Source organism: Heliomicrobium undosum (assembly GCF_009877425.1).
Lineage (GTDB): Bacteria > Bacillota > Desulfitobacteriia > Heliobacteriales > Heliobacteriaceae > Heliomicrobium > Heliomicrobium undosum.
On sequence record NZ_WXEY01000025.1, the window covers coordinates 23,757 to 41,200 of the forward strand.

General features: G+C 58.9%; 19 protein-coding genes and 1 riboswitch. Of the genes, 5 read left to right on the plus strand and 14 right to left on the minus strand.

All coding sequences use genetic code 11. The annotated features are described in order from the left end of the window. Window positions 1-95 precede the first annotated feature (95 nt). The 13 genes from GTO91_RS15385 to GTO91_RS15445 form a co-directional block, all read right to left on the minus strand. Window positions 96-1,649 carry a DHA2 family efflux MFS transporter permease subunit gene (locus GTO91_RS15385; protein ID WP_161259622.1) on the minus strand — a complete coding sequence of 518 codons (1,554 nt, stop codon included), beginning with the start codon at window positions 1,647-1,649 and terminating at the stop codon, window positions 96-98. A gap of 6 nt (window positions 1,650-1,655) precedes the next feature. Continuing rightward, complete coding sequence (locus GTO91_RS15390) at window positions 1,656-2,303, minus strand: HlyD family efflux transporter periplasmic adaptor subunit (protein WP_161259623.1); 648 nt, start codon at window positions 2,301-2,303, stop codon at window positions 1,656-1,658. A gap of 4 nt (window positions 2,304-2,307) precedes the next feature. Next, window positions 2,308-2,961, minus strand: coding sequence for an HlyD family secretion protein (locus GTO91_RS15395; RefSeq protein ID WP_161259624.1), 654 nt, complete (start codon window positions 2,959-2,961; stop codon window positions 2,308-2,310). Beyond that, window positions 2,958-4,229, minus strand: a complete 1,272-nt coding sequence (locus GTO91_RS15400) for an efflux RND transporter periplasmic adaptor subunit (protein ID WP_161259625.1) — start codon at window positions 4,227-4,229, stop codon at window positions 2,958-2,960. The genes GTO91_RS15395 and GTO91_RS15400 overlap by 4 nt, the downstream gene beginning before the upstream one ends. Before the next feature lie 20 nt (window positions 4,230-4,249). Next, window positions 4,250-4,843 (minus strand): TetR/AcrR family transcriptional regulator, encoded by a 594-nt coding sequence (locus GTO91_RS15405; protein ID WP_161259626.1) that lies wholly within the window; start codon window positions 4,841-4,843, stop codon window positions 4,250-4,252. A gap of 194 nt (window positions 4,844-5,037) precedes the next feature. After that, window positions 5,038-6,183 (minus strand): DUF362 domain-containing protein, encoded by a 1,146-nt coding sequence (locus GTO91_RS15410; RefSeq protein ID WP_161259627.1) that lies wholly within the window; start codon window positions 6,181-6,183, stop codon window positions 5,038-5,040. Between the two features lie 62 nt (window positions 6,184-6,245). Further along, the gene (locus GTO91_RS15415) at window positions 6,246-6,905 is read right to left on the minus strand and encodes a TMEM165/GDT1 family protein (RefSeq protein WP_161259628.1); all 660 of its coding nucleotides are present in this window, start codon (window positions 6,903-6,905) and stop codon (window positions 6,246-6,248) included. Between the two features lie 280 nt (window positions 6,906-7,185). Next, window positions 7,186-7,875, minus strand: a complete 690-nt coding sequence (trmB, locus tag GTO91_RS15420; protein WP_161259629.1) for a tRNA (guanosine(46)-N7)-methyltransferase TrmB — start codon at window positions 7,873-7,875, stop codon at window positions 7,186-7,188. Between the two features lie 31 nt (window positions 7,876-7,906). Then, window positions 7,907-8,938: an RluA family pseudouridine synthase gene (locus GTO91_RS15425; protein WP_161259630.1), complete on the minus strand. Its 1,032-nt coding sequence runs from the start codon at window positions 8,936-8,938 to the stop codon at window positions 7,907-7,909. A gap of 13 nt (window positions 8,939-8,951) precedes the next feature. After that, complete coding sequence (locus GTO91_RS15430) at window positions 8,952-9,521, minus strand: flavodoxin family protein (RefSeq protein ID WP_161259631.1); 570 nt, start codon at window positions 9,519-9,521, stop codon at window positions 8,952-8,954. Window positions 9,522-9,721: 200 nt separating this feature from the next. Next, on the minus strand, window positions 9,722-9,904 hold the full coding sequence (locus GTO91_RS15435) for a YjfB family protein (RefSeq protein ID WP_161259632.1): 183 nt from the start codon (window positions 9,902-9,904) through the stop codon (window positions 9,722-9,724). A 260-nt stretch (window positions 9,905-10,164) separates the two neighbouring features. Beyond that, window positions 10,165-11,835, minus strand: a complete 1,671-nt coding sequence (gene glgP / locus GTO91_RS15440) for an alpha-glucan family phosphorylase (protein ID WP_268894893.1) — start codon at window positions 11,833-11,835, stop codon at window positions 10,165-10,167. A gap of 180 nt (window positions 11,836-12,015) precedes the next feature. Continuing rightward, window positions 12,016-12,192 carry a hypothetical protein gene (locus tag GTO91_RS15445; protein WP_161259634.1) on the minus strand — a complete coding sequence of 59 codons (177 nt, stop codon included), beginning with the start codon at window positions 12,190-12,192 and terminating at the stop codon, window positions 12,016-12,018. Window positions 12,193-12,313: 121 nt separating this feature from the next. On the opposite strand from GTO91_RS15445, the gene GTO91_RS15450 reads away from it, so the two are divergent. After that, window positions 12,314-13,537 carry an HD-GYP domain-containing protein gene (locus GTO91_RS15450; protein ID WP_161259635.1) on the plus strand — a complete coding sequence of 408 codons (1,224 nt, stop codon included), beginning with the start codon at window positions 12,314-12,316 and terminating at the stop codon, window positions 13,535-13,537. A gap of 75 nt (window positions 13,538-13,612) precedes the next feature. Here the strand turns inward: GTO91_RS15450 and speD are convergent, their stop codons facing one another. Continuing rightward, complete coding sequence (gene speD / locus GTO91_RS15455) at window positions 13,613-13,984, minus strand: adenosylmethionine decarboxylase (RefSeq protein ID WP_161259636.1); 372 nt, start codon at window positions 13,982-13,984, stop codon at window positions 13,613-13,615. 297 nt (window positions 13,985-14,281) lie between these two features. Beyond that, window positions 14,282-14,463: riboswitch (cobalamin riboswitch) on the plus strand. 235 nt (window positions 14,464-14,698) lie between these two features. Here speD and GTO91_RS15460 point away from each other — a divergent pair. From GTO91_RS15460 to GTO91_RS15475, 4 genes are read left to right on the plus strand one after another with little or no spacing between them, the layout of a single operon-like run. Next, a complete protein-coding gene (locus tag GTO91_RS15460; RefSeq protein ID WP_161259637.1) occupies window positions 14,699-15,373 on the plus strand; it encodes an energy-coupling factor ABC transporter permease in 675 nt (224 codons plus the stop codon). Continuing rightward, a complete protein-coding gene (locus GTO91_RS15465; RefSeq protein WP_161259638.1) occupies window positions 15,370-15,705 on the plus strand; it encodes an energy-coupling factor ABC transporter substrate-binding protein in 336 nt (111 codons plus the stop codon). The genes GTO91_RS15460 and GTO91_RS15465 overlap by 4 nt, the downstream gene beginning before the upstream one ends. 38 nt (window positions 15,706-15,743) lie before the next feature. Next, a complete protein-coding gene (gene cbiQ, locus GTO91_RS15470) occupies window positions 15,744-16,442 on the plus strand; it encodes a cobalt ECF transporter T component CbiQ (protein ID WP_161259639.1) in 699 nt (232 codons plus the stop codon). A 42-nt stretch (window positions 16,443-16,484) separates the two neighbouring features. Continuing rightward, window positions 16,485-17,357 (plus strand): energy-coupling factor ABC transporter ATP-binding protein, encoded by an 873-nt coding sequence (locus GTO91_RS15475; RefSeq protein WP_161259640.1) that lies wholly within the window; start codon window positions 16,485-16,487, stop codon window positions 17,355-17,357. Window positions 17,358-17,444 lie beyond the last annotated feature (87 nt).

The window sequence follows — 17,444 nt, forward strand, 5'->3', positions numbered from 1 at the left end:
ATAACAAAAGAAAGGATGCAACAAAAGAGCGGTCAATATACCCGCTCTTTTGTATTCAAGTATTTTTTCGGCTGCCATCTGGCGAAAGTCCTTTTCTACTCTGCCATCACTGCCGGCGGTCCGCCCTTTCCGCCGCCCGTTCGCTTCAGCAGCAACACCATCGGAACGACAAGGATGACCGATAGGGCGAAGGCGAGAAAGACATCGGCCATGGCCCAGGTGTTGCTATGCATCTGGATCTGGCCGTACATGAGGGTCAGCGTCGTCGGCTGCAACGGCGACGTATCTCCCGTCGCCCCCAGGATGCCGCTGGCCGACTGCTGCATCATGGTCCAACTCGGTGAGAAAAGATCAAGCCCCTCGACCAGCCGGTGGGTGTGAAAGACCTGCCGGTTTTCCAGCATGGAGGTGGTGATGGCGATGCCGAAGGAACCGGCGACGGCCCGGACCAGGTTGTTCAGCGTCGAAGCGGCGCCGGCTTTCATGATCGGCACGGCGCTGACACCGGCTGTGTTGACCGGCATAAAGGTCAACCCAAGGCCGAGCCCCCGCAGGATCAGCCAAACATTGAAGACAGACTGGGGCGTGTCCACCGTCAGCGTATGCATCAGGTATGTGGAGATCCCGATAAGGGGGATGCCCACCATCGCCATGGGGCGCGCGCCGATTTTATCATAGAGTTTCCCGGCGACAGGCATCATCAGACCCATGGCGATCGCCTGGGGCATCAGGATGATCCCCGTCTGCATGGCTGAATAGCCCCGGATGTTCTGCAGGTAGATCGGCCAGAGCAAGACGCCGCCGATGAGGATGATGTAGAGGCAACTGGAGATGACAACGCTGTAGGTGAACTGGGGGATCTTGAACAGGCGCAAATCGAGCATGGGATTGGGGTGATTCAGTTCCACCACAACCAGCAACGCCCCCATCGCGGTCGCGGTGAGCAGGAGCATGACGACGGTGTAGCTCGACCAGCCCCAGTCCTGCCCCTTATCGAGGGCGAGCAGGTAGAGGAAGGCGCTGCCTGACGAGAGAAAAAGACCCCAAAAGTCAAATTGCGTAGAGGGGATCTTCTGCGTCTCCGGCAGGAGCGTCTGACAAAGGACGAAGCCCAGCACCCCGAGGGGAACGTTGATCATGAACAGCCAGCGCCAACTGAAATCCTCGACGATGAAACCGCCCAGCGACGGACCGATCGAAGGGGCAACGGCGATGGAGAGGCCGAAGAGCCCCATGGCCATTCCCATCTTCTCTTTGGGCACAAAACGGAACATGAGCGCCATGCTGGCCGGTTGGATCAGCCCGCCGCCCAAGGCTTGGATGACCCGGAAGACGATCAGGCTCTCGTTGTTCCAAGCGAAGCCGCAGAGCAACGATCCTGCCGTAAAAGCGGCCAGGCAGTAGGCGTAGAGAGTGCGGTAGCCGTAGGTGTCGCCCAGATAGGACATGATCGGGATGACGGCGCCCGACACGAGCATGTAGGCCGTCAGGATCCACTGGATCTCCTTCGTATCGACGCTGAACAGCACCATCAGTTTGGGCAAGGCCACGTTCAAGATCGATGTGTCGAGGACGGCCATGAAGGTGCCGATGACGACGACCATCGTCACCACCAGTACGCCGGGGTGTCCGTTCTCACGGGAAGTCATGGGCCATCACTCCTTCACCCGGATTTTGACCGAAGCGCCGGTGCCCGGGATCAGGGGCGCGCCGGGGACCTCAATTTTGACATTCAACAGTTGATCCTCTTTCGGGTGCTGCTGCGCCGGCGTCAGCGAGATAATCGGCCAGGTGATCTGTTCCGTGTTCCGGTTGATGGACGAAACGATCCCCGGAAAGACCCGTCCGGCTGCTCCGTCGAGTTTCACATCGACGGTCTGTCCGACCCGGATGCGGCTCGAATCCACTTCTTCGAAGCGCGCTTCCACATAGGCGGCCTCCCGGTCGGCCACGGCGACCAGCGGCTGGCCGGCGGTGACGGCTTCCCCCTCACGCGCGTCGAGCCGCAGGACTTGTCCGCTGCTCGGCACGAAAACAGGGGCGCGCAGCTTCGGCTGATTGGGCGCCGGACTTCCTTCCACGACAGCGAGGATATCGTCCTTCACAACGGTTTCATTCTCCCGGATCTTCAGATCGGTGATATGTCCGGCAATGGGCGCGCGGGCCACGGCCAGGTCGACGGCCACTTTGGCGTCATCGGTCTGGACGAAGTAGACATGCTCGTAGCCGTAATAGGCAGAGATCAACGCCGCCGCCAGGAGATAACCGCCGATGATGAAGACGATCAGCTTTTTGGCCTTCACCGCATCATCCCCCTGTGGAGATCTTGGCGATGACGTTCATTCCGGGGAGGATGCGCAGCCCCTGATCGTCAAGAATTTTGATTTTGATGGGGATCCGCTGGGTCACTTTAATGAAGTTTCCCGACACGTTGCTGCTCGGCAACAGGGAAAAGACGCTATCAGCGGCAAATCCCACCTGTTCCACCACGCCTTGCAGCTTCCGCCCCGGGAAGGCGTCGACCGTCAGGGTGACCGGTTCGCCGACGGAGAGCCGGTGGATCTTGGTTTCCTCAATCCGGGCCGATACGTAGAGATTCCGGAAATCTGCAAGCAAAAAGAGGCGCTGCCCCGGCGATACCAGTTCTCCGTCGTTGACGTTCTTTTTCATGACCATGCCCGTGCCAGGCGCCCGCACCAGGGCGGCATCGCGGTTTTGCAGGGTCGTGTTTTTTTCTTCCAATCGGACCATTGTCTCTCCGGCCTGGACCAGATCGCCCTCTTTGACACGGATTTCCATGACCCTTCCAGCGATCTCCGGCCCTACCTTGATCATGTCGGCGTCGATGCGGGCGTCATCGGTTGTGACATAGCGGACGGAATCGACATAGGTGTAACCGGCGTAGCCAAGGGCAGACAAGAGCAGGGCGGCGCCGGCAATTTTCGCGATCTTCTTCTTCATTTTGCCGCTCCCTTTTCGGCGATCACTTGAATGGCGTCGCCGTCTTTCAAGTCGTTCTGACCGACGGTGATGATTTTTTCTCCCCCGTTGAGCCCGCTCAGGATCTCGATATTGCTGCCGTCAGAGCGGCCGGTCAGCACGGGGCGGGTGGTGACGGTGGAACCGTCGGTGACCATGATGACGCGCTCACTGCCGCGCTTGACAACGGCGTTTTTCGACACCACGATAGGCGACCTGGCCTCACCATTCGGCAGGGTGACCTCGGCGTACATGCCCGATTTCCAGAGCCCCGACTGGGGAAGGCTCAATTTGACGGGATACTCTTTGCTGGCGCTGTTGGCGATGGGGCTGACGGCGATCACCTTGGCCTCAAAAACCTCTGAGGAGACCTGTTCGATGCGCGCCTTCATCGCCTGACCAACCTGGATCTGCTTGATATACTCCTCAGGAACGCTCGCTTCCACCACCGGTTCGCTGCTGACGATGGTCAGCAACGTGTTGGCCGCAGGCGCTGTAGCCGCCATCTCCCCTTCATGGGCAGGCTTGGAGGCAATGCGGCCGTTGACGGGAGCGGTGAGCACTGTCGCTTCGAGGTTCAGCCGCGCCTGGTCGACGATAGCGCTCATCTGCGCCACGGCGGCTCTTAGGCTCTCCAGCGTCTGGGCGGTGGCCCCTTCGAGCATCTGGCTCTGTTGCTGCAGCAACTGCTCGTAGGTGGTCTGGGCCTGTGTCAGGGCCAGTTGGGCCGACTCGAGTTGATTTTTCGAGGCTGCGCCGGCGTCAAAGAGCGACTGCGTCCGTTCCATCGTCTTCTTGGCGATGTCCAGGGAAGCCGCCGCAGCGGTCACCTTTTGTTCCATCTGCTGCCGCTCCTGCGGCCGCGCGCCGTTTTCCGTGTCAGCCAGCCGCGCCTGGGCGGCCCTCAGGTTTGCTTCTGCCTGGGCGAGGGCGACGCGGTAGTCGCGGTCATCCAGTTGAATCAGCGGCTGACCGGCTGTGACTTCTTGTCCCACATCGACGAGGACCTTGACGATCCTGGCGTTGAGCTTGCTCATGATGGCCGATTCCGTTTCCCCCATGACCCGTCCGGTTACCACACGGGCCTTGTTAAGTCCCTGTTCCCCCACTGTTTCGACGACCACTTTATGTACCTTCGAATCGGGGGCCGCTCCGCCGCTGCAGCCGGTGAGGGTGAGCGCTGTCGCAACGACACACCCCAGGGCGATCGCTTTGACACCGATTTTCCGATGGATTTGTTGGTTCGGCATGTCTGTCCTCCTGTCTTCTGCTATGGCTGTGTCCAACTATGCAAGAGCAAGGCGATGCTGCCGCGAACGAACGCCTCGTCCAGCGGGGGCAGGTGTTCCATCTGCATCCGTTCCTTGTGCAGATAGGCCGTAAAGAAGTGCCCAAAAAACATCTGCACGGCGATGCGGGAATCGATGGGCGCCAGCTCGTCGGCAGCGATCTTGCGGTCGAAATAGGATTTCATCAATTCCGTGTTCTGCCGAACGATGTCCATGAAAAGACCGCCGAACTCGCCATTGTGCAATCCCTCACTGACGAGAATGGAGATCAGGTTTCGCCGTTCCCGCAAAAAACCGACAAACCCCATCGCTACCCGGAACAGGCCTTCGTCGATCGGCTTCTCTTCAATCTCGCCGATCAATTTTTTCAGGACCGTCGCGAAGGTCCGTTCCCGCAAGGCCTCACGAAAGAGTTCTTCCTTGTTCTCAAAGTAGTGATAGATGGTGCCGACGGTGACGCCGCATTTCTGGGCGATGCGCTTGATGGTGGCGCCTTCATACCCGTGCTGGCAGGCAAGCTCCATAGCCGCCGCCTTAAACATGTCGCGCCGTTCGGAACCGCAAAGGTCCGTCAACTCTTTATCGCCTCCCACGCCTGCTAATCTAGCGCCTGCCGCGCCTTATGCGCCTCTGCGCCTGTTTAAAATCCCTACTCTTCGTAGACTTCAACGCCTTCTAGCCGCTCCTAAATGAACGTTCATTTAGCAAACTTCATTTTTTCATGAAAGAGAAAACCTGTCAATATAAAAAAAATCCGCCGACTTTTCAATCAGCGGCGAGAACCGAAGAGCAACCGGCTAAGTCCCGTCTGGCGCACCTCGACGGCCCGCTCGGGGCACATCTCCTGGCAGCAGAGGCAACCGATGCACTTGTCCTTGTCCAGTTGGGGGATCCCCTCCATCTGTAGCGCGTCGGCGGGACAACTCTGCAGGCAGATGCGGCAACCGATACACTTGTCACGGTCGAAGGCGGGCAAGGGCCTTAGCGAACGTGAGATGGGTCTGGCTAAGAAGGGCGGCAGGTGGTTTTCGACGAAGTTGACCCGGCGGTGCGAGGCCGGGCGGAAAGGAACCGGCGTGATCCTTTCACCATCATCCAACAGGAGCAGCGGTCCGACGAGCCCCCGCGCCTGGGCGACGCGGTCCATCTCGATGTCCTTGACGGCGATCAGGGACAGGGCGTAGTGGTCCAGGCTGAAGGGACAGCGCGAGGCCAGCAGGTACCCGAATGGTTTCGGTTCCCCCGCCGTCGGCCCGTCTCCCTCCATGCCGATGACGCCGTCCATCACCGTCAGCGCCGGACGGAGGGCCAGGTTGAGTTCCACCAGCAGTTCGCCGAAGGGCTTTCGCTCCTGCACCCGGAAATGGTATTCGGCCTTGCGCATCCCCGGGATGGCGCCGTAGAGGTTTTTGACCGCCCCCGTGTAACCCGTCTGGGCATGGGTCTTGATCTTGGGTAGGTTGATGATGGCGTCGGCTTCGTAGAGCACTTTGAGGAAGGACACTTTGCGCAGCGGGCTCCGCTCCGTGAGGGGAACTTCGACTTCGGCCGTGTCATAACTGACCTCGATGCCTAACCGCTCCGCCACGGCAGCCATGCCCGTCTTTTTATAGACCATCCTCAATCCGGCCGTGTTGGCCGAGGGACCGCCGGGGCTGTCGACAATGAAAGGCGTCGCCCCCAAGGCGATGACCGCCTTGGCGACAGCTTCCACCAGGGCCGGATGGGTCGTCACGGCGGCTGCCGGATCTTTCCCCATCACCAGATTCGGTTTGAGGGCGACCCGCATGCCAGGGCGGATCGTGACGGCTAAGCCGCCCAGACGCTCCAGCAGGCGCGCGACAGCGGTGTCTATCTCCCCCTGTTCATAACTCCGGCAGGCCGTGATCGCCACTGCTTTTCCTTTTCCGGTCAAATTCCGTCACCTCGAATCGCTTCCACTAGTATCATACTCGCTGGGGAGATTTAGCCGAACAATCACTCCGAACGGGCAGGTTCTTTTCCCCCCCGCGTCAGCATGTATAAGGCGATCCCCGTGATCACCGTGATCCCCGCCACCACCGCATAGCGCATCGCCGGATCGTGAACGGTGGCGATGATTCCGGCGTAACCGAAGAAGATAAAAATCGCCGCCGAGGCGTATTTGACGATCCGTTCGGGGATCTTCTTGCCGAGGACGACACCGACGAGGATGCCAATCACATTCGAGATCATCATCCCTGTCGTCGTGCCCATCCAGACGGGGATCAGGTTGTGATACTTCGCCGCCAGGGCGACGCTGGCCAACTGGGTCTTGTCCCCCATCTCGGCGATAAAAAAGGCGATCGTCACCGTCAGGAAGGGGCCGAAGTACTCCTTCTTGTCCTCCCCCTCCAATTCATCGCCGCGGACCGTCCAAAGACCGAAGAAGATAAAGGAAATGGCCGCCGCCAGTTGGATCGTCTCCATCGGAACAAATGCGGTCAGGTAATCCCCCAGCGCCACCGCCAGGAGATGGTTGAGCAGCGTGGCGACGAAGACACCGGCCAGGACCGTCGCCGCCTTATAGCGGGTGGCAAAGGCCATGCCCAGCAACTGTGTCTTGTCTCCCATTTCCGCCAGCACAACAAAGATGGTGGATGCCCAGAATGCTTCCATACAGTTTCCTCCCTTAATGCATTGATGGTCATACGCGGACAATGCTTTGACTTACATTCGCTGGGGTTACAGAAACAGGCGAAAAGGGGAGAGCAACAAAACAGAAAGACCTTGGACACGCCAAAAAACGTGTCCAAGGTCTCGTTAAGCCGGTGTTATCCAAACCGCAGATACGGCTTGTCCAGGCCGGCAAGGCCAGGCGCTGACGCCAGTTTGTTGACCTTGCCTGTGAAACTACTCCCCTCAGGCGATCTTATGGTAATCCATAAATCGGGCCCTGTCAATCCCGAGAGCACAGCGCCGCCTCACAGCGATAAATCGGCATCCCCTGACGGGAGAATCGGCGCTCATACTCCGTCATCACCCTTGCCGACAACGCCATTGTCTCCAGCGCAGGGTCCTTGTGCAGATCGAAAGTTACCTGTTCGAGCGCGAAACTGTTGGCCTCGAACTCCTCCAGGGAAAACCGGAAGAGGTTCTCATTGTCCGTCTTGAAACGGACCTTGCCGCCCGTTTTTAGATAACGCCGGTAACGTTCCAGAAAGCGCCGGTGGGTCAGCCGCCGCTTTGCATGACGCGCTTTGGGCCAGGGGTCGGAGAAGTTTAGGTAGATGCCGTCGACCTCGCCGGCGCCAAAGATGTCGACGGTCTGCTCCACATCGATCCACAGAAAAGCCAGGTTGGGCGCCTCCCACTTTTTCGCCAGTTCCAGCGCGTCCAGGAGGACCTCCTCGCGCAGTTCAGCGCCAATCCAGAAGCGTTCGGGACACTCCCGGGCCATTTCATTGATAAACCGTCCCCTGCCTGTGCCGAGTTCCAGATGGATCTCCACCGGCTCCGGCCGTTGAAAACCGAACCGACTGGCGATATAGTCCTGCCACCGGCCTTGCCATTCCGCAGGCTCCGTCACCAGCCAAGGGGTATACTGCAAAATCTTTTCCCGCGTACCTGGGATTCGTCGTAACCGCATATTAACCTCGTTTTTTCACGCGAATCGATTTCTATTTTACACTATCCTCGTTGCAGTCCAGGTCGTTTTGACCGTCTTTTGTTTTTCTGTCTTCGTTTTCACTTCTGTCGTTTGCGTTCCCGCCGATCAGGCTGGCCATATCTTCGGGAATTTGGGAAGTAACCTTCACCGCCTCACCGCTGCGAGGCTGGAGTAGCGTCACCCAGGCTGAATGCAATGCCTGACGGCCGATGCGGAACGAGTCGCCCCCATACAGACGGTCCCCGAGCAGCGGCGTGCCCAGATGGCGGAAGTGCACCCGGATCTGGTGGGTTCGCCCCGTTTCCAGGATAACCTCCGCCAGTGCCAGATGCCGTTCCGGTTCCGCTTCAGCTTCCGCTGCGCCCTTCGTCTCCAAGGCTGACGGTTCAAAAACCTGCGTCACCCGGTAGCGGGTGATCGCTGTTTCTCCGTCATCGCGGACCATGCGTCGCATGTGATGTTCGGGGTCGCGACCGATGGGCGCGTCGATGATTCCCACCGGCTCCGCCGGCAGACCGCGCAAAATGGCCAGGTAACCGCGCTGCAAGCTCCCGTCGCGGAGTTGCCGATCCAGCGCTTGGTGGGCGAAAGCGTTCTTGGCGAAGACACAGATGCCTGTCGTGTCTTTGTCCAGCCGGTGCAGCGGCCGAACCCTCGCCTTAATCCCCTTCTCGGCGAAGTAGTGGGCCACGCCATGGGCCAGGGTCGGCCGGAAGCGTGCCCTCTGTTCCGGCGGGTGCACCTCGATCCCCGGCGGCTTGTCGAGGATGAGCAGGTCGGCGTCTTCGTAGAGCACCTTCAGGTCCATGGCGACCGGCGCCAGGTTGCCTTCCTCCTCCTGATGAACACAGACTTCGAGTAGATCGCCTTCCTTGACCCGCCGGTCGAGGTGGGCCCGTTTTCCGTTTAGACGAAAACCGTCGGTCCGGGTCAGGATCTGCAAGCGCCGGCGGGAAAATCCCAGGCAGAACTGCAGAACGCTGCCAATGCGCCGCCCCTCTTCCTCCGGCTTAATCCGGTGAGCCAACCATTCCTTCGACACGGCCACAATCCTTTCAATAGGTATGGATCTTCTCGATCAACTTCGCCACATTCTCGCCGAAACGGCGCACCGTACGCAGGCCTTCCTCATCATTCATCGCCTCGCCGGGGTTGCGGCCAAAGACGATATTCCAGTAGGTGGATCCGGCGACGATCATCTCGCTGATAAAGTAAAACATCAGCATCTCCTGGAGCGTCGACGTCAAGCCGCCGCGCCGGCCGACGGCGATGGGGCCGCCCACCTTCCAGGACAAGAAGCGGTCGCTGGCCATGGAGACCATGCTGATCCGCTGCACCGCCGACATCAGGTCGCCCCGGGCCGTTCCGAAATAGACGGGCGCGCCCACCACTAGACCCTGGGCGTCCCGGATTTTATCGATGATCTCATTCAGGCCGTCATTGAGGGCGCATTTGCCCGACTTGCATTGGCCGCAAGCGACACAGGACTGGATGTTCTTTCCGGCCAAAGAGACAATCTCCGTCTCCATGCCCGATGCCTGAATCGCCTCAGCGCAGGCTTGCAGCACCTGCATCGTATTGCCTTTTTGACGGGGGCTTCCTGAGATGAGGATGACTTTCTTCATACACTATCCCTCCATCATGCGTTCCTATGCGCCAGCGATTCCGGCGCTGCTGTCAGATCCTCCAGAAAGTGTATCATAATCTCCCCCTCCGGGGAATCGGGCGGCCCCTTCCGATAAAGATAAAAAGCGCCTCTTGTCTGTAAGGACAAAAAACGCTTTGTAAACCTCCCGATGATGGCTTACCTATCGAGGACCGATACCTAGGCCCTCACGTCGATCCGCTGGCCCAGACGGGGATTGACGCTCTGCTCCATCATCCGCGTGTCGGCGGAACCCTGCTGCTGCGCCATATCCATCGCCTTTTTCAGCACCAGCATGTGGACGATGTCCCCGTTGGATGCGGCGTTGACCAGCGTCGGCGCAGGAAGTTGGGATATGTTCATGCCGCTCACCTCCTGAGTTTTCCCGAACCAAAAGCCCAGGCCTGTCCGCTTGCGCTAGCCTGTTCTTTTTCATTATAGCGGTTCGTTCCCCAGCGCGCATAGGACCCAAGTCGGAAAAAACAAAAAAGCCTTGCCTTTCCGGCGCCCCCTTCGCGATAATAGGCAAAAAAAGCGGTTCCACCGGCAATCCGGTTTCCCCGCTTTTTCGCATCTACAGGCGCAGTGTGCGTCTCTTCCGTTCCCTCGGCCAGTCCTTACCGTCACACCGACTGATTCAGCAACTGCCGCTTGTTCGTCGTCACCGGCGTGTACATGAGGTCATAGTACTCGCGGCACATGCGGTGGGAGGAGAACTGCCAGCGCGACATGTCGATGCTGAGCATCATCATCTCGACCCAATGCTTGCGGTTGTGGTTGTACATGGGCAGCACTTCCTGCAGCAGCACCCGGTAGAGGGACTTCATGTCCAACTCATCCTGCTCCTGTGGCGAAAGGTTCTCGCCGGGGTGGAAGTCGAGCAGCCAGCCGTTGATACCGTGCTGCACCCCTTCGCCAACCCAACCGTCTTCCACGCTCAGGTTCAGCACACCGTTCATGGCCGCCTTCATCCCCGAAGTGCCCGAGGCCTCCTGGGGCCGGCGCGGGTTGTTCAGCCAGATGTCGCATCCGCGCACCAGCAGCGTGGCGATGTCCATGTTGTAGTTCTCGATGAAAACCACATTGTCGGGGTATCGCTTCTGGAATTCCACCAACCGTGCGATGATCTCCTTGCCCATCATATCGGCGGGGTGGGCCTTGGCCGAGAAGATGATCTGGATCTTCCCCGTCGACAGGTAGGCATCGATCACTTCCGGATTGCGGAAGATCAGATCGCCTCGCTTGTAGGAGGCGGCCCGGCGGGCAAATCCGATCAGGAGGGTGTCCTCCCGCAGGTTCCCCAGCCCTTTTTCCTTGACATACTCGATCAGTTTTCGCTTGTTGTCCATATGGATGGACCAGAGGTCTCCCCGCGTCTCGAAGGCCTGTTTGATCCGGGGGTCCTGCCAGGTGCCCGGATGGACGCCGTTGGTGATGGAAAAAATTAGAGGAATCGACTCCAGGTGCCCCCACATGCGGTGAACCGTGCGGCCATGGAGCTTGGAAACGCCGTTGGCCATATAGGAGAGGCGCAAACCGGCCACGGTCATGCTGAAGGGATCGCCGCCGAGGTCGCGCATCTGATTGTAGTTGAGGCCGTTGTAGGCGCCCATCCGCCCCAGCGTGTCATGGTCGTGAACCTCATTGCCTGCAGCGACCGGCGTATGGGTCGTGAAGACGATCTCCTGGCGTGTGTTGTGCCAGGCGCGCTCAAAGGATTGGCCCTGGTTCATCTTCTCCCGGATCAGTTCCAACCCGGCGAAAACGGCATGGCCCTCATTAAAATGATAGACATCGATCGACAAGCCGAGAGCGCGCAACGCCCGGATCCCGCCGATGCCCAGGATCATCTCAGCTGCGATGCGTTCCTGCCGCCCGCCGCCGTAGAGGCGCTGGGTCATCCAGCCATGGGGGCTGCCCGGAAAACCGGCGTCCAACAGGTAAAGGGGCACATTCCCCTGGTTGTCGAGCACCCAGACCTTGCAGACCACATCATGTTCCCAGATGCGGACCGATACGGACACACCGGTGTCCTTCAGATCGGGGAACTCATAATCGCGGTACACATCATAGGGCTGACCGTTGCTGTCAATGTGCTGTTCTGTATATCCCTGGCGCCAGAGGATCCCGACGGCCACCATCGGTCGTCCCAGTTCCCGGGCCGCCTTGATGTAATCGCCCGCTAAAATGCCCAGACCGCCCGAGTAGATCGGTATGGAAGCGTTCAAACCATATTCCATGCAAAAATAGGCGACATGCGGCAGTTCCGTGCCTGCGGAATAGAATACGTTCAATCCCATTCACCTCTTCTCGCGCATTTGCCCACGATTCTATGATAACGGAACTGGCGTCCAGTGGCTACATTTTTCTGGATCCTTTTTCAGTATGTTAAAAAAAAAGAGAGCCGACTATTTTGCCGACCCCGTTCGTTGAACTGATTACCGGTCTATTCAACTGTACGATGCGCCTGTTGGTCAGGCCACATGGTCCCGCAACTCGCGAACGCCTTCCTGTTCGCAGTAGGGGCAGGTCCGGGTGCGTTCGATTTCGCCCAGCATATCTACAGCCAGTTCCGCCTGGGAACGGGCGGGAACGATCACGTTGCGCACGGTGCCGCATTCGGTGCATTCCGCCGTAAACCGCTTGATCACAATATCACCTCCTTTGCCGGTTCAGAAAAATAAGGGGCAACACGACTTTATCTTATGGTAATATGGATGATAGATCTGTGTAGATCTCATTAAAAATCTGCAAACAATTGGAGGCATCCGGATGGCATCCTATACCCCCGTCGACCTCTCCCGGCTGCTCGGCGCCCTCTCCATGGCCCTGGACTTCACTACCCACGGGCTCTCGCGCCACCACCGCCGGGTTGCATACATGGCAGTCACACTCGGACGGGCGATGGCGCTTCCGGTCAAAACACTGAAGACCCTCTATTGCGCAGCCAGCATTCACGATATCGGCGCCGTCACCTTTGCCCAGAAGAGCGACCTCTCCCGCTTTGAGATCCACTCGCCCAAGAGCCATTGCGAACTCGGTCGGCGGATGCTGGCGAGTTCGCCCCAACTGAGAGAAGCCGCGATCATCATCGAACACCACCATGACCACTGGGACGAGCCGGGCCGGCAGGATGCTCCCGTCGATCCCACACTGCTCCTGCTGGGTGACTTGATCCACCTGGCCGATCGCATCGAGGTCCTCCTGACACCCGCCCATATCCTCTCCCAGCGCCGTCAGGTCATGGACGCCATCAACAACATGTTCGGAACAGTCTTCCGCCCCGAATTGAAGGACCTCCTCAACGAACTGGCAGGGAGAGAGAGCTTTTGGCTTGACCTGGACTCCCCCTTCATCGACGAACTGACCCGGCAGGCCGTCGGCGCCGACGAGCATACCATCCAACTCCCCTATTGCGAGTTGAAGGGTCTGGCATCGATCTTCGCCCGCATCATTGACAGCAAGAGCCGCTTCACCCTCCGCCACTCACGGCTGGTCTCGGCCTCGGCGACGCTTCTGAGCCAGTTATTCGGCTTCTCTCCCGCCGACGCTGCCCGCATGGAAGTCGCCGGCCTCCTCCACGATATCGGCAAACTGAGCATCCCTGAGGAGATTTTAGAAAAACCGGCTCAACTGACGCCCGACGAGTACCTGATCATCAAACAGCACACCTATCACAGCTACCACATCCTGAATCAGGTTCCGGGCTTTTCCGAGATCGCCCAATGGGGCGCCTACCACCACGAGCGCCTTGACGGCAGAGGTTACCCCTTTCACATCCCAGGGGAAGAACTCAGCGTCGGCAGCCGGATTGTGGCCGTAGCCGATATCTTCTCGGCCCTCGTGGAAGACCGCCCGTACCGGGATGGCCTTTCCCGCGAAAAGGTCGAATCAATCCTGAAAAAGATGGTCCTGGAAAAGGCCATCGACGGCGATCTGGTCGATCTTCTCTGCCAACACTACGACGACTTCGAAGCGTTGAAACAAACCATGTAAGCCGTTTTCATCAGATCAAAAGAATGGCATTAGAAAAAGCCTGGCGATGACCAGGCTTTTTTTCACGCGCCGTCGTTATTTCAGGACCTCGATCGGTCCGTCGCCGCGCTTGAGCAGCTTTACCGACGTCTTCTTGGGAACCAGCACCTTGATCATGTGGTTGATGGCCACTTCCGGATCCACCGTCTCCCCGCAGGTGTAGCAATCGAGGGCGGCAAAACCCTTCTCGGGATAGGTGTGGATGGAGATATGGCTCTCGGACAACAGGACCAGGACCGTCGCGCCTTGCGGCTCAAACTGCTGCTTCTGGGACGAGAGAACCGTCGCTCCGGCCGCCTTGGCGGCTTCAATCATCTGTTCCTCCAGGAACCGGGCGTCGTTCAATTTTTCGAAATCTACGCCCCAAGTGTCAATGGTGACATGTCGTCCGAAAGTGGAGTAATCCATCATTTCGGCCCCCTTCCCAGCAAATTGGATGCCGGGACCTACGTGATCCATCCGGGGGTGGGTCTAGACCCGCCCTAACAGGGACGTTGGTCTGTTTGAAGCAATCCAAACCCGATTTGGATGAATCCTGGTTCCCACCACAATGAGTATATTAATATCATAAATGGCGGGGCAAATCAATACTTTTTTTCGAGAGGATTTTATTGCCTGAACCTTGCGACACCCTTGCCCCGCGCGCCTTGACGTGTTACGATTGCATATAGATAGTGCTTTCCATAGCTATCTGAAAAATCGAACACGGTTACCCTTGTTGCAGGCGCCGCTCAGCGGCTGAAAAGGGAATGAGGTGTAAAGCCTCAGCAGCCCCCGCTACTGTAAGGGAAGACGACCCGCCACAGATCCACTGGACTTCGGTCTGGGAAGGAGGCGGGACCGGATGACGCCCGAGCCAGGAGACCTGCCCGCAACAAACGAAAGACCCACTTCGGGAGGAAGGGAGGGCTTTATTTTGTTGCCTATGGGGAAATCTCCACCTGGCGCAGACAATCTACCGCTTGGTCCAAGGCGATGACCGAAATCGAGGAGCTTGCAAGCATGCGATTGTAGTTTTTAGTACATATATATTCTCCAGAACGATACAGCAAGCGACGAAAACACCGGAACTTAGATAGGAAATCCCTACAACCACCCCTACACAAAAAGGAGTGTCTGCGAATGCATATCATGGAGGGCTACCTGCCCCTTAGCCATGCCGCTGCCTGGACAGCCGCCTCAACGCCCTTCGTCGTCCATGGGCTGCGGTCGATCCAAAAAACCGTCCGGGCCAATCCGGAAGCCAAAATGCTCCTCGGCGTCACCGGAGCCTTCTCCTTTGTGCTATCGGCGCTGAAACTGCCTTCTGTCACCGGCAGTTCCTCCCACCCGACCGGCACCGGCCTGGGCGCCGTCCTCTTCGGCCCCACCGTGATGACCGTTCTCGGCGCCATCGTGCTGCTCTTTCAGGCCCTCCTGCTGGCCCACGGCGGAATCACCACCCTGGGCGCCAATGTTTTCTCCATGGGCATCGTGGGACCTTTTGCCGCCTACGGCGTCTACCGGTTGGGACAGCGGCTGAGCCTTCCCTCCAACGTCTCCATTTTCGCTGCCGCCGCCATCGGCGACCTGGCGACCTATGTGACAACGACCTTACAACTCGCGATCGCCTTCCCGGACACAGCCGCCGGCGTCGCCGGTTCCATCGTCAAATTCGGTTCCGTCTTCCTGGTTACGCAGGTTCCCCTGGCGCTGGCTGAGGGCCTTTTGACCGTCCTTATCTTCAATGCTCTCTCGAAATACTCGGCCAACGAACTGTCTGCGCTGAACATCTTTTCGAAAGAGGTGAAAGCATGAACTGGCTGCGGAACAAGCTTGTCCTGATTACGGCTGCCCTTTTTCTGACGGGCGTTCCCCTGGTCATGCATTTCACCGGCGATTTTGCCGGCGCCGATGATCAGGCAGGCGAAATGGTGCAGACCATCGCCCCTGATTACAAACCCTGGTTCGAATCCCTTTGGGAACCGGGAGAGGAGGCAGAACCGCTTCTCTTCGGCTTTCAAGCCGCCGCCGGCGCCGCCTTTATCGCCTACTACTTCACACGCCGCCGCAAGAGCAGCGGATCCGACATGAGCGCCGGTTCCGGAATGGGCGGCGGCATGGGGCGCAATTCCGTCGGCAACGCCTGATGGTGAAATAGAACAGTTCACAAACGGGGTCTAAACAGATGCTCTACACGATCGATCAGTGGGCTTGGGCCAACAAACTGCGGGACAAATCGCCGACTGGGAAAGGGCTTGCCGCCCTGGCAGGGCTGCTGGCTAGCCTCCTCTCCCCCACGCCCTGGCTGCCCGGCTTGATCACGCTCCTCTCCGGCGCGTTGATCGTCTTCGCGGCCCGCGTACCCCTGTCCATCTTCGTAAAACTGTTGACTGTGCCTGGCCTCTTCCTCTTCACCGGGTGCATTACAGTGGCCTTTTCGCCATCCCCCCTTGACCCCGTGGCGCAGGTGACTATCGGTCCCTACACCCCTGGCATATCAGCTGCCGGTCTGGAACAGGCTGGCATCCTCTTCTTTCGATCCCTCGGCGCCACAGCCAGCCTCTATTTTCTCGTGCTTACCACGCCGATGGTCGATGTGATCGAACTAGCGGCCCGCTTGCGGACGCCCAAGATTGTGACGGAACTGATGCTTCTCATCTACCGCTTCATCTTCGTGCTCATGGAGACGACTCAGGCCATCGTCGTGGCCCAAGAGTCCCGACTCGGCTACTCCACGAAAGCCAACAGCCTTCGCTCCCTCGGTATCCTGGCGGCCAACCTATTCGTCCGCTCCCTCATCCGTTCCCGTGAGCTCTACATCGCCCTGTCGGCCCGGGGGTATGAGGAAGAGCTTCGTGTACTGCCACGCGCCAGAACCCCTTAAAAATAGCACCAGAACTCCCTAAAAAAGAGGATGGTTTTCATCGTGACAGCCCTGTTGGAAACGGAACAAGTGGAATACAACTACCCCGACGGCAACAGCGGCCTTCGGGGTATCGATCTTTCCCTCCCGGCGGGACGCAAGATCGCCGTCGTCGGCGCCAACGGCGCCGGCAAGTCGACCCTCTTCCTTCATCTCAACGGCGCCTTGAAGCCGCGCCGGGGTGTCGTCCGTTTCCAGGGTAAGCCCATCGATTACTCCCGCCGGGGCCTACGCGAACTGCGCAGCCACGTCGGCCTCGTCTTCCAGGATCCTGACGCCCAGCTTTTCTCCGCTTCCGTGGAACAGGACATCTCCTTCGGCCCCCTCAACATGGGCCTTCCCGAGGCCGAGGTGCGCCGCCGCGTCGACGCGGCCATGGCAGCGACAGGGATCACCGAACTGCGCCACCGGCCCGTCCACGCCCTCAGCTACGGCCAGAAAAAACGGGTCTGTATCGCCGGTGTCGCGGCGATGCGCCCGCAGGTCATCATCCTGGACGAACCGCTGGCCTGGCTCGACCCCGCCGGAGCGAAAAGCATCCTCGACCTGCTGGAGCAGTTGAACCGGGAGGGCGCCACCATCGTCATGTCCCTGCACCAGATGGATATCGTGGCCCGCTGGTCTGACGAGGTGGTCCTGCTGGATCAGGGACAGCGGCTCTTCCAGGGCGTTCCCCGGGAACTGTTTGCCCGGCGAGACCTCCTGACAAAAGCCGGTCTGGAATTGCCCTGGCCCATGGATTTGTATCAGGCGCTGGTGGAAAGGTCGATTCTTCCCTCTCCGAATGACTTGAAAGGCGGGGAAGTCCCGATGGATCGAGAAAGCCTGCTCCCGTTGATCGAGCAGGCCTGGCAGGAACGCAAAGAAGGCAAATAAGTGGAGCAAATTTTCCCGCTGGAAAACCTTTTTCAGCGGGAAATACTTTTTCTAGGGAAGAAACGTTCAATTCCTCTCATGATCGAA

What these genes read in the sequence shown, in the direction of transcription:
- GTO91_RS15385 (WP_161259622.1), bottom strand. Translation starts at nt 1,649, where the DNA reads ATGACTTCCCGTGAGAACGGACACCCCGGCGTACTGGTGGTGACGATG.
- GTO91_RS15395 (WP_161259624.1), bottom strand. Translation starts at nt 2,961, where the DNA reads ATGAAGAAGAAGATCGCGAAAATTGCCGGCGCCGCCCTGCTCTTGTCT.
- GTO91_RS15400 (WP_161259625.1), bottom strand. Translation starts at nt 4,229, where the DNA reads ATGCCGAACCAACAAATCCATCGGAAAATCGGTGTCAAAGCGATCGCC.
- GTO91_RS15415 (WP_161259628.1), bottom strand. Translation starts at nt 6,905, where the DNA reads ATGGAAGCATTCTGGGCATCCACCATCTTTGTTGTGCTGGCGGAAATG.
- trmB (WP_161259629.1), bottom strand. Translation starts at nt 7,875, where the DNA reads ATGCGGTTACGACGAATCCCAGGTACGCGGGAAAAGATTTTGCAGTAT.
- GTO91_RS15430 (WP_161259631.1), bottom strand. Translation starts at nt 9,521, where the DNA reads ATGAAGAAAGTCATCCTCATCTCAGGAAGCCCCCGTCAAAAAGGCAAT.
- GTO91_RS15435 (WP_161259632.1), bottom strand. Translation starts at nt 9,904, where the DNA reads ATGAACATATCCCAACTTCCTGCGCCGACGCTGGTCAACGCCGCATCC.
- GTO91_RS15450 (WP_161259635.1), top strand. Translation starts at nt 12,314, where the DNA reads ATGGCATCCTATACCCCCGTCGACCTCTCCCGGCTGCTCGGCGCCCTC.
- speD (WP_161259636.1), bottom strand. Translation starts at nt 13,984, where the DNA reads ATGGATTACTCCACTTTCGGACGACATGTCACCATTGACACTTGGGGC.
- GTO91_RS15460 (WP_161259637.1), top strand. Translation starts at nt 14,699, where the DNA reads ATGCATATCATGGAGGGCTACCTGCCCCTTAGCCATGCCGCTGCCTGG.
- GTO91_RS15465 (WP_161259638.1), top strand. Translation starts at nt 15,370, where the DNA reads ATGAACTGGCTGCGGAACAAGCTTGTCCTGATTACGGCTGCCCTTTTT.
- cbiQ (WP_161259639.1), top strand. Translation starts at nt 15,744, where the DNA reads ATGCTCTACACGATCGATCAGTGGGCTTGGGCCAACAAACTGCGGGAC.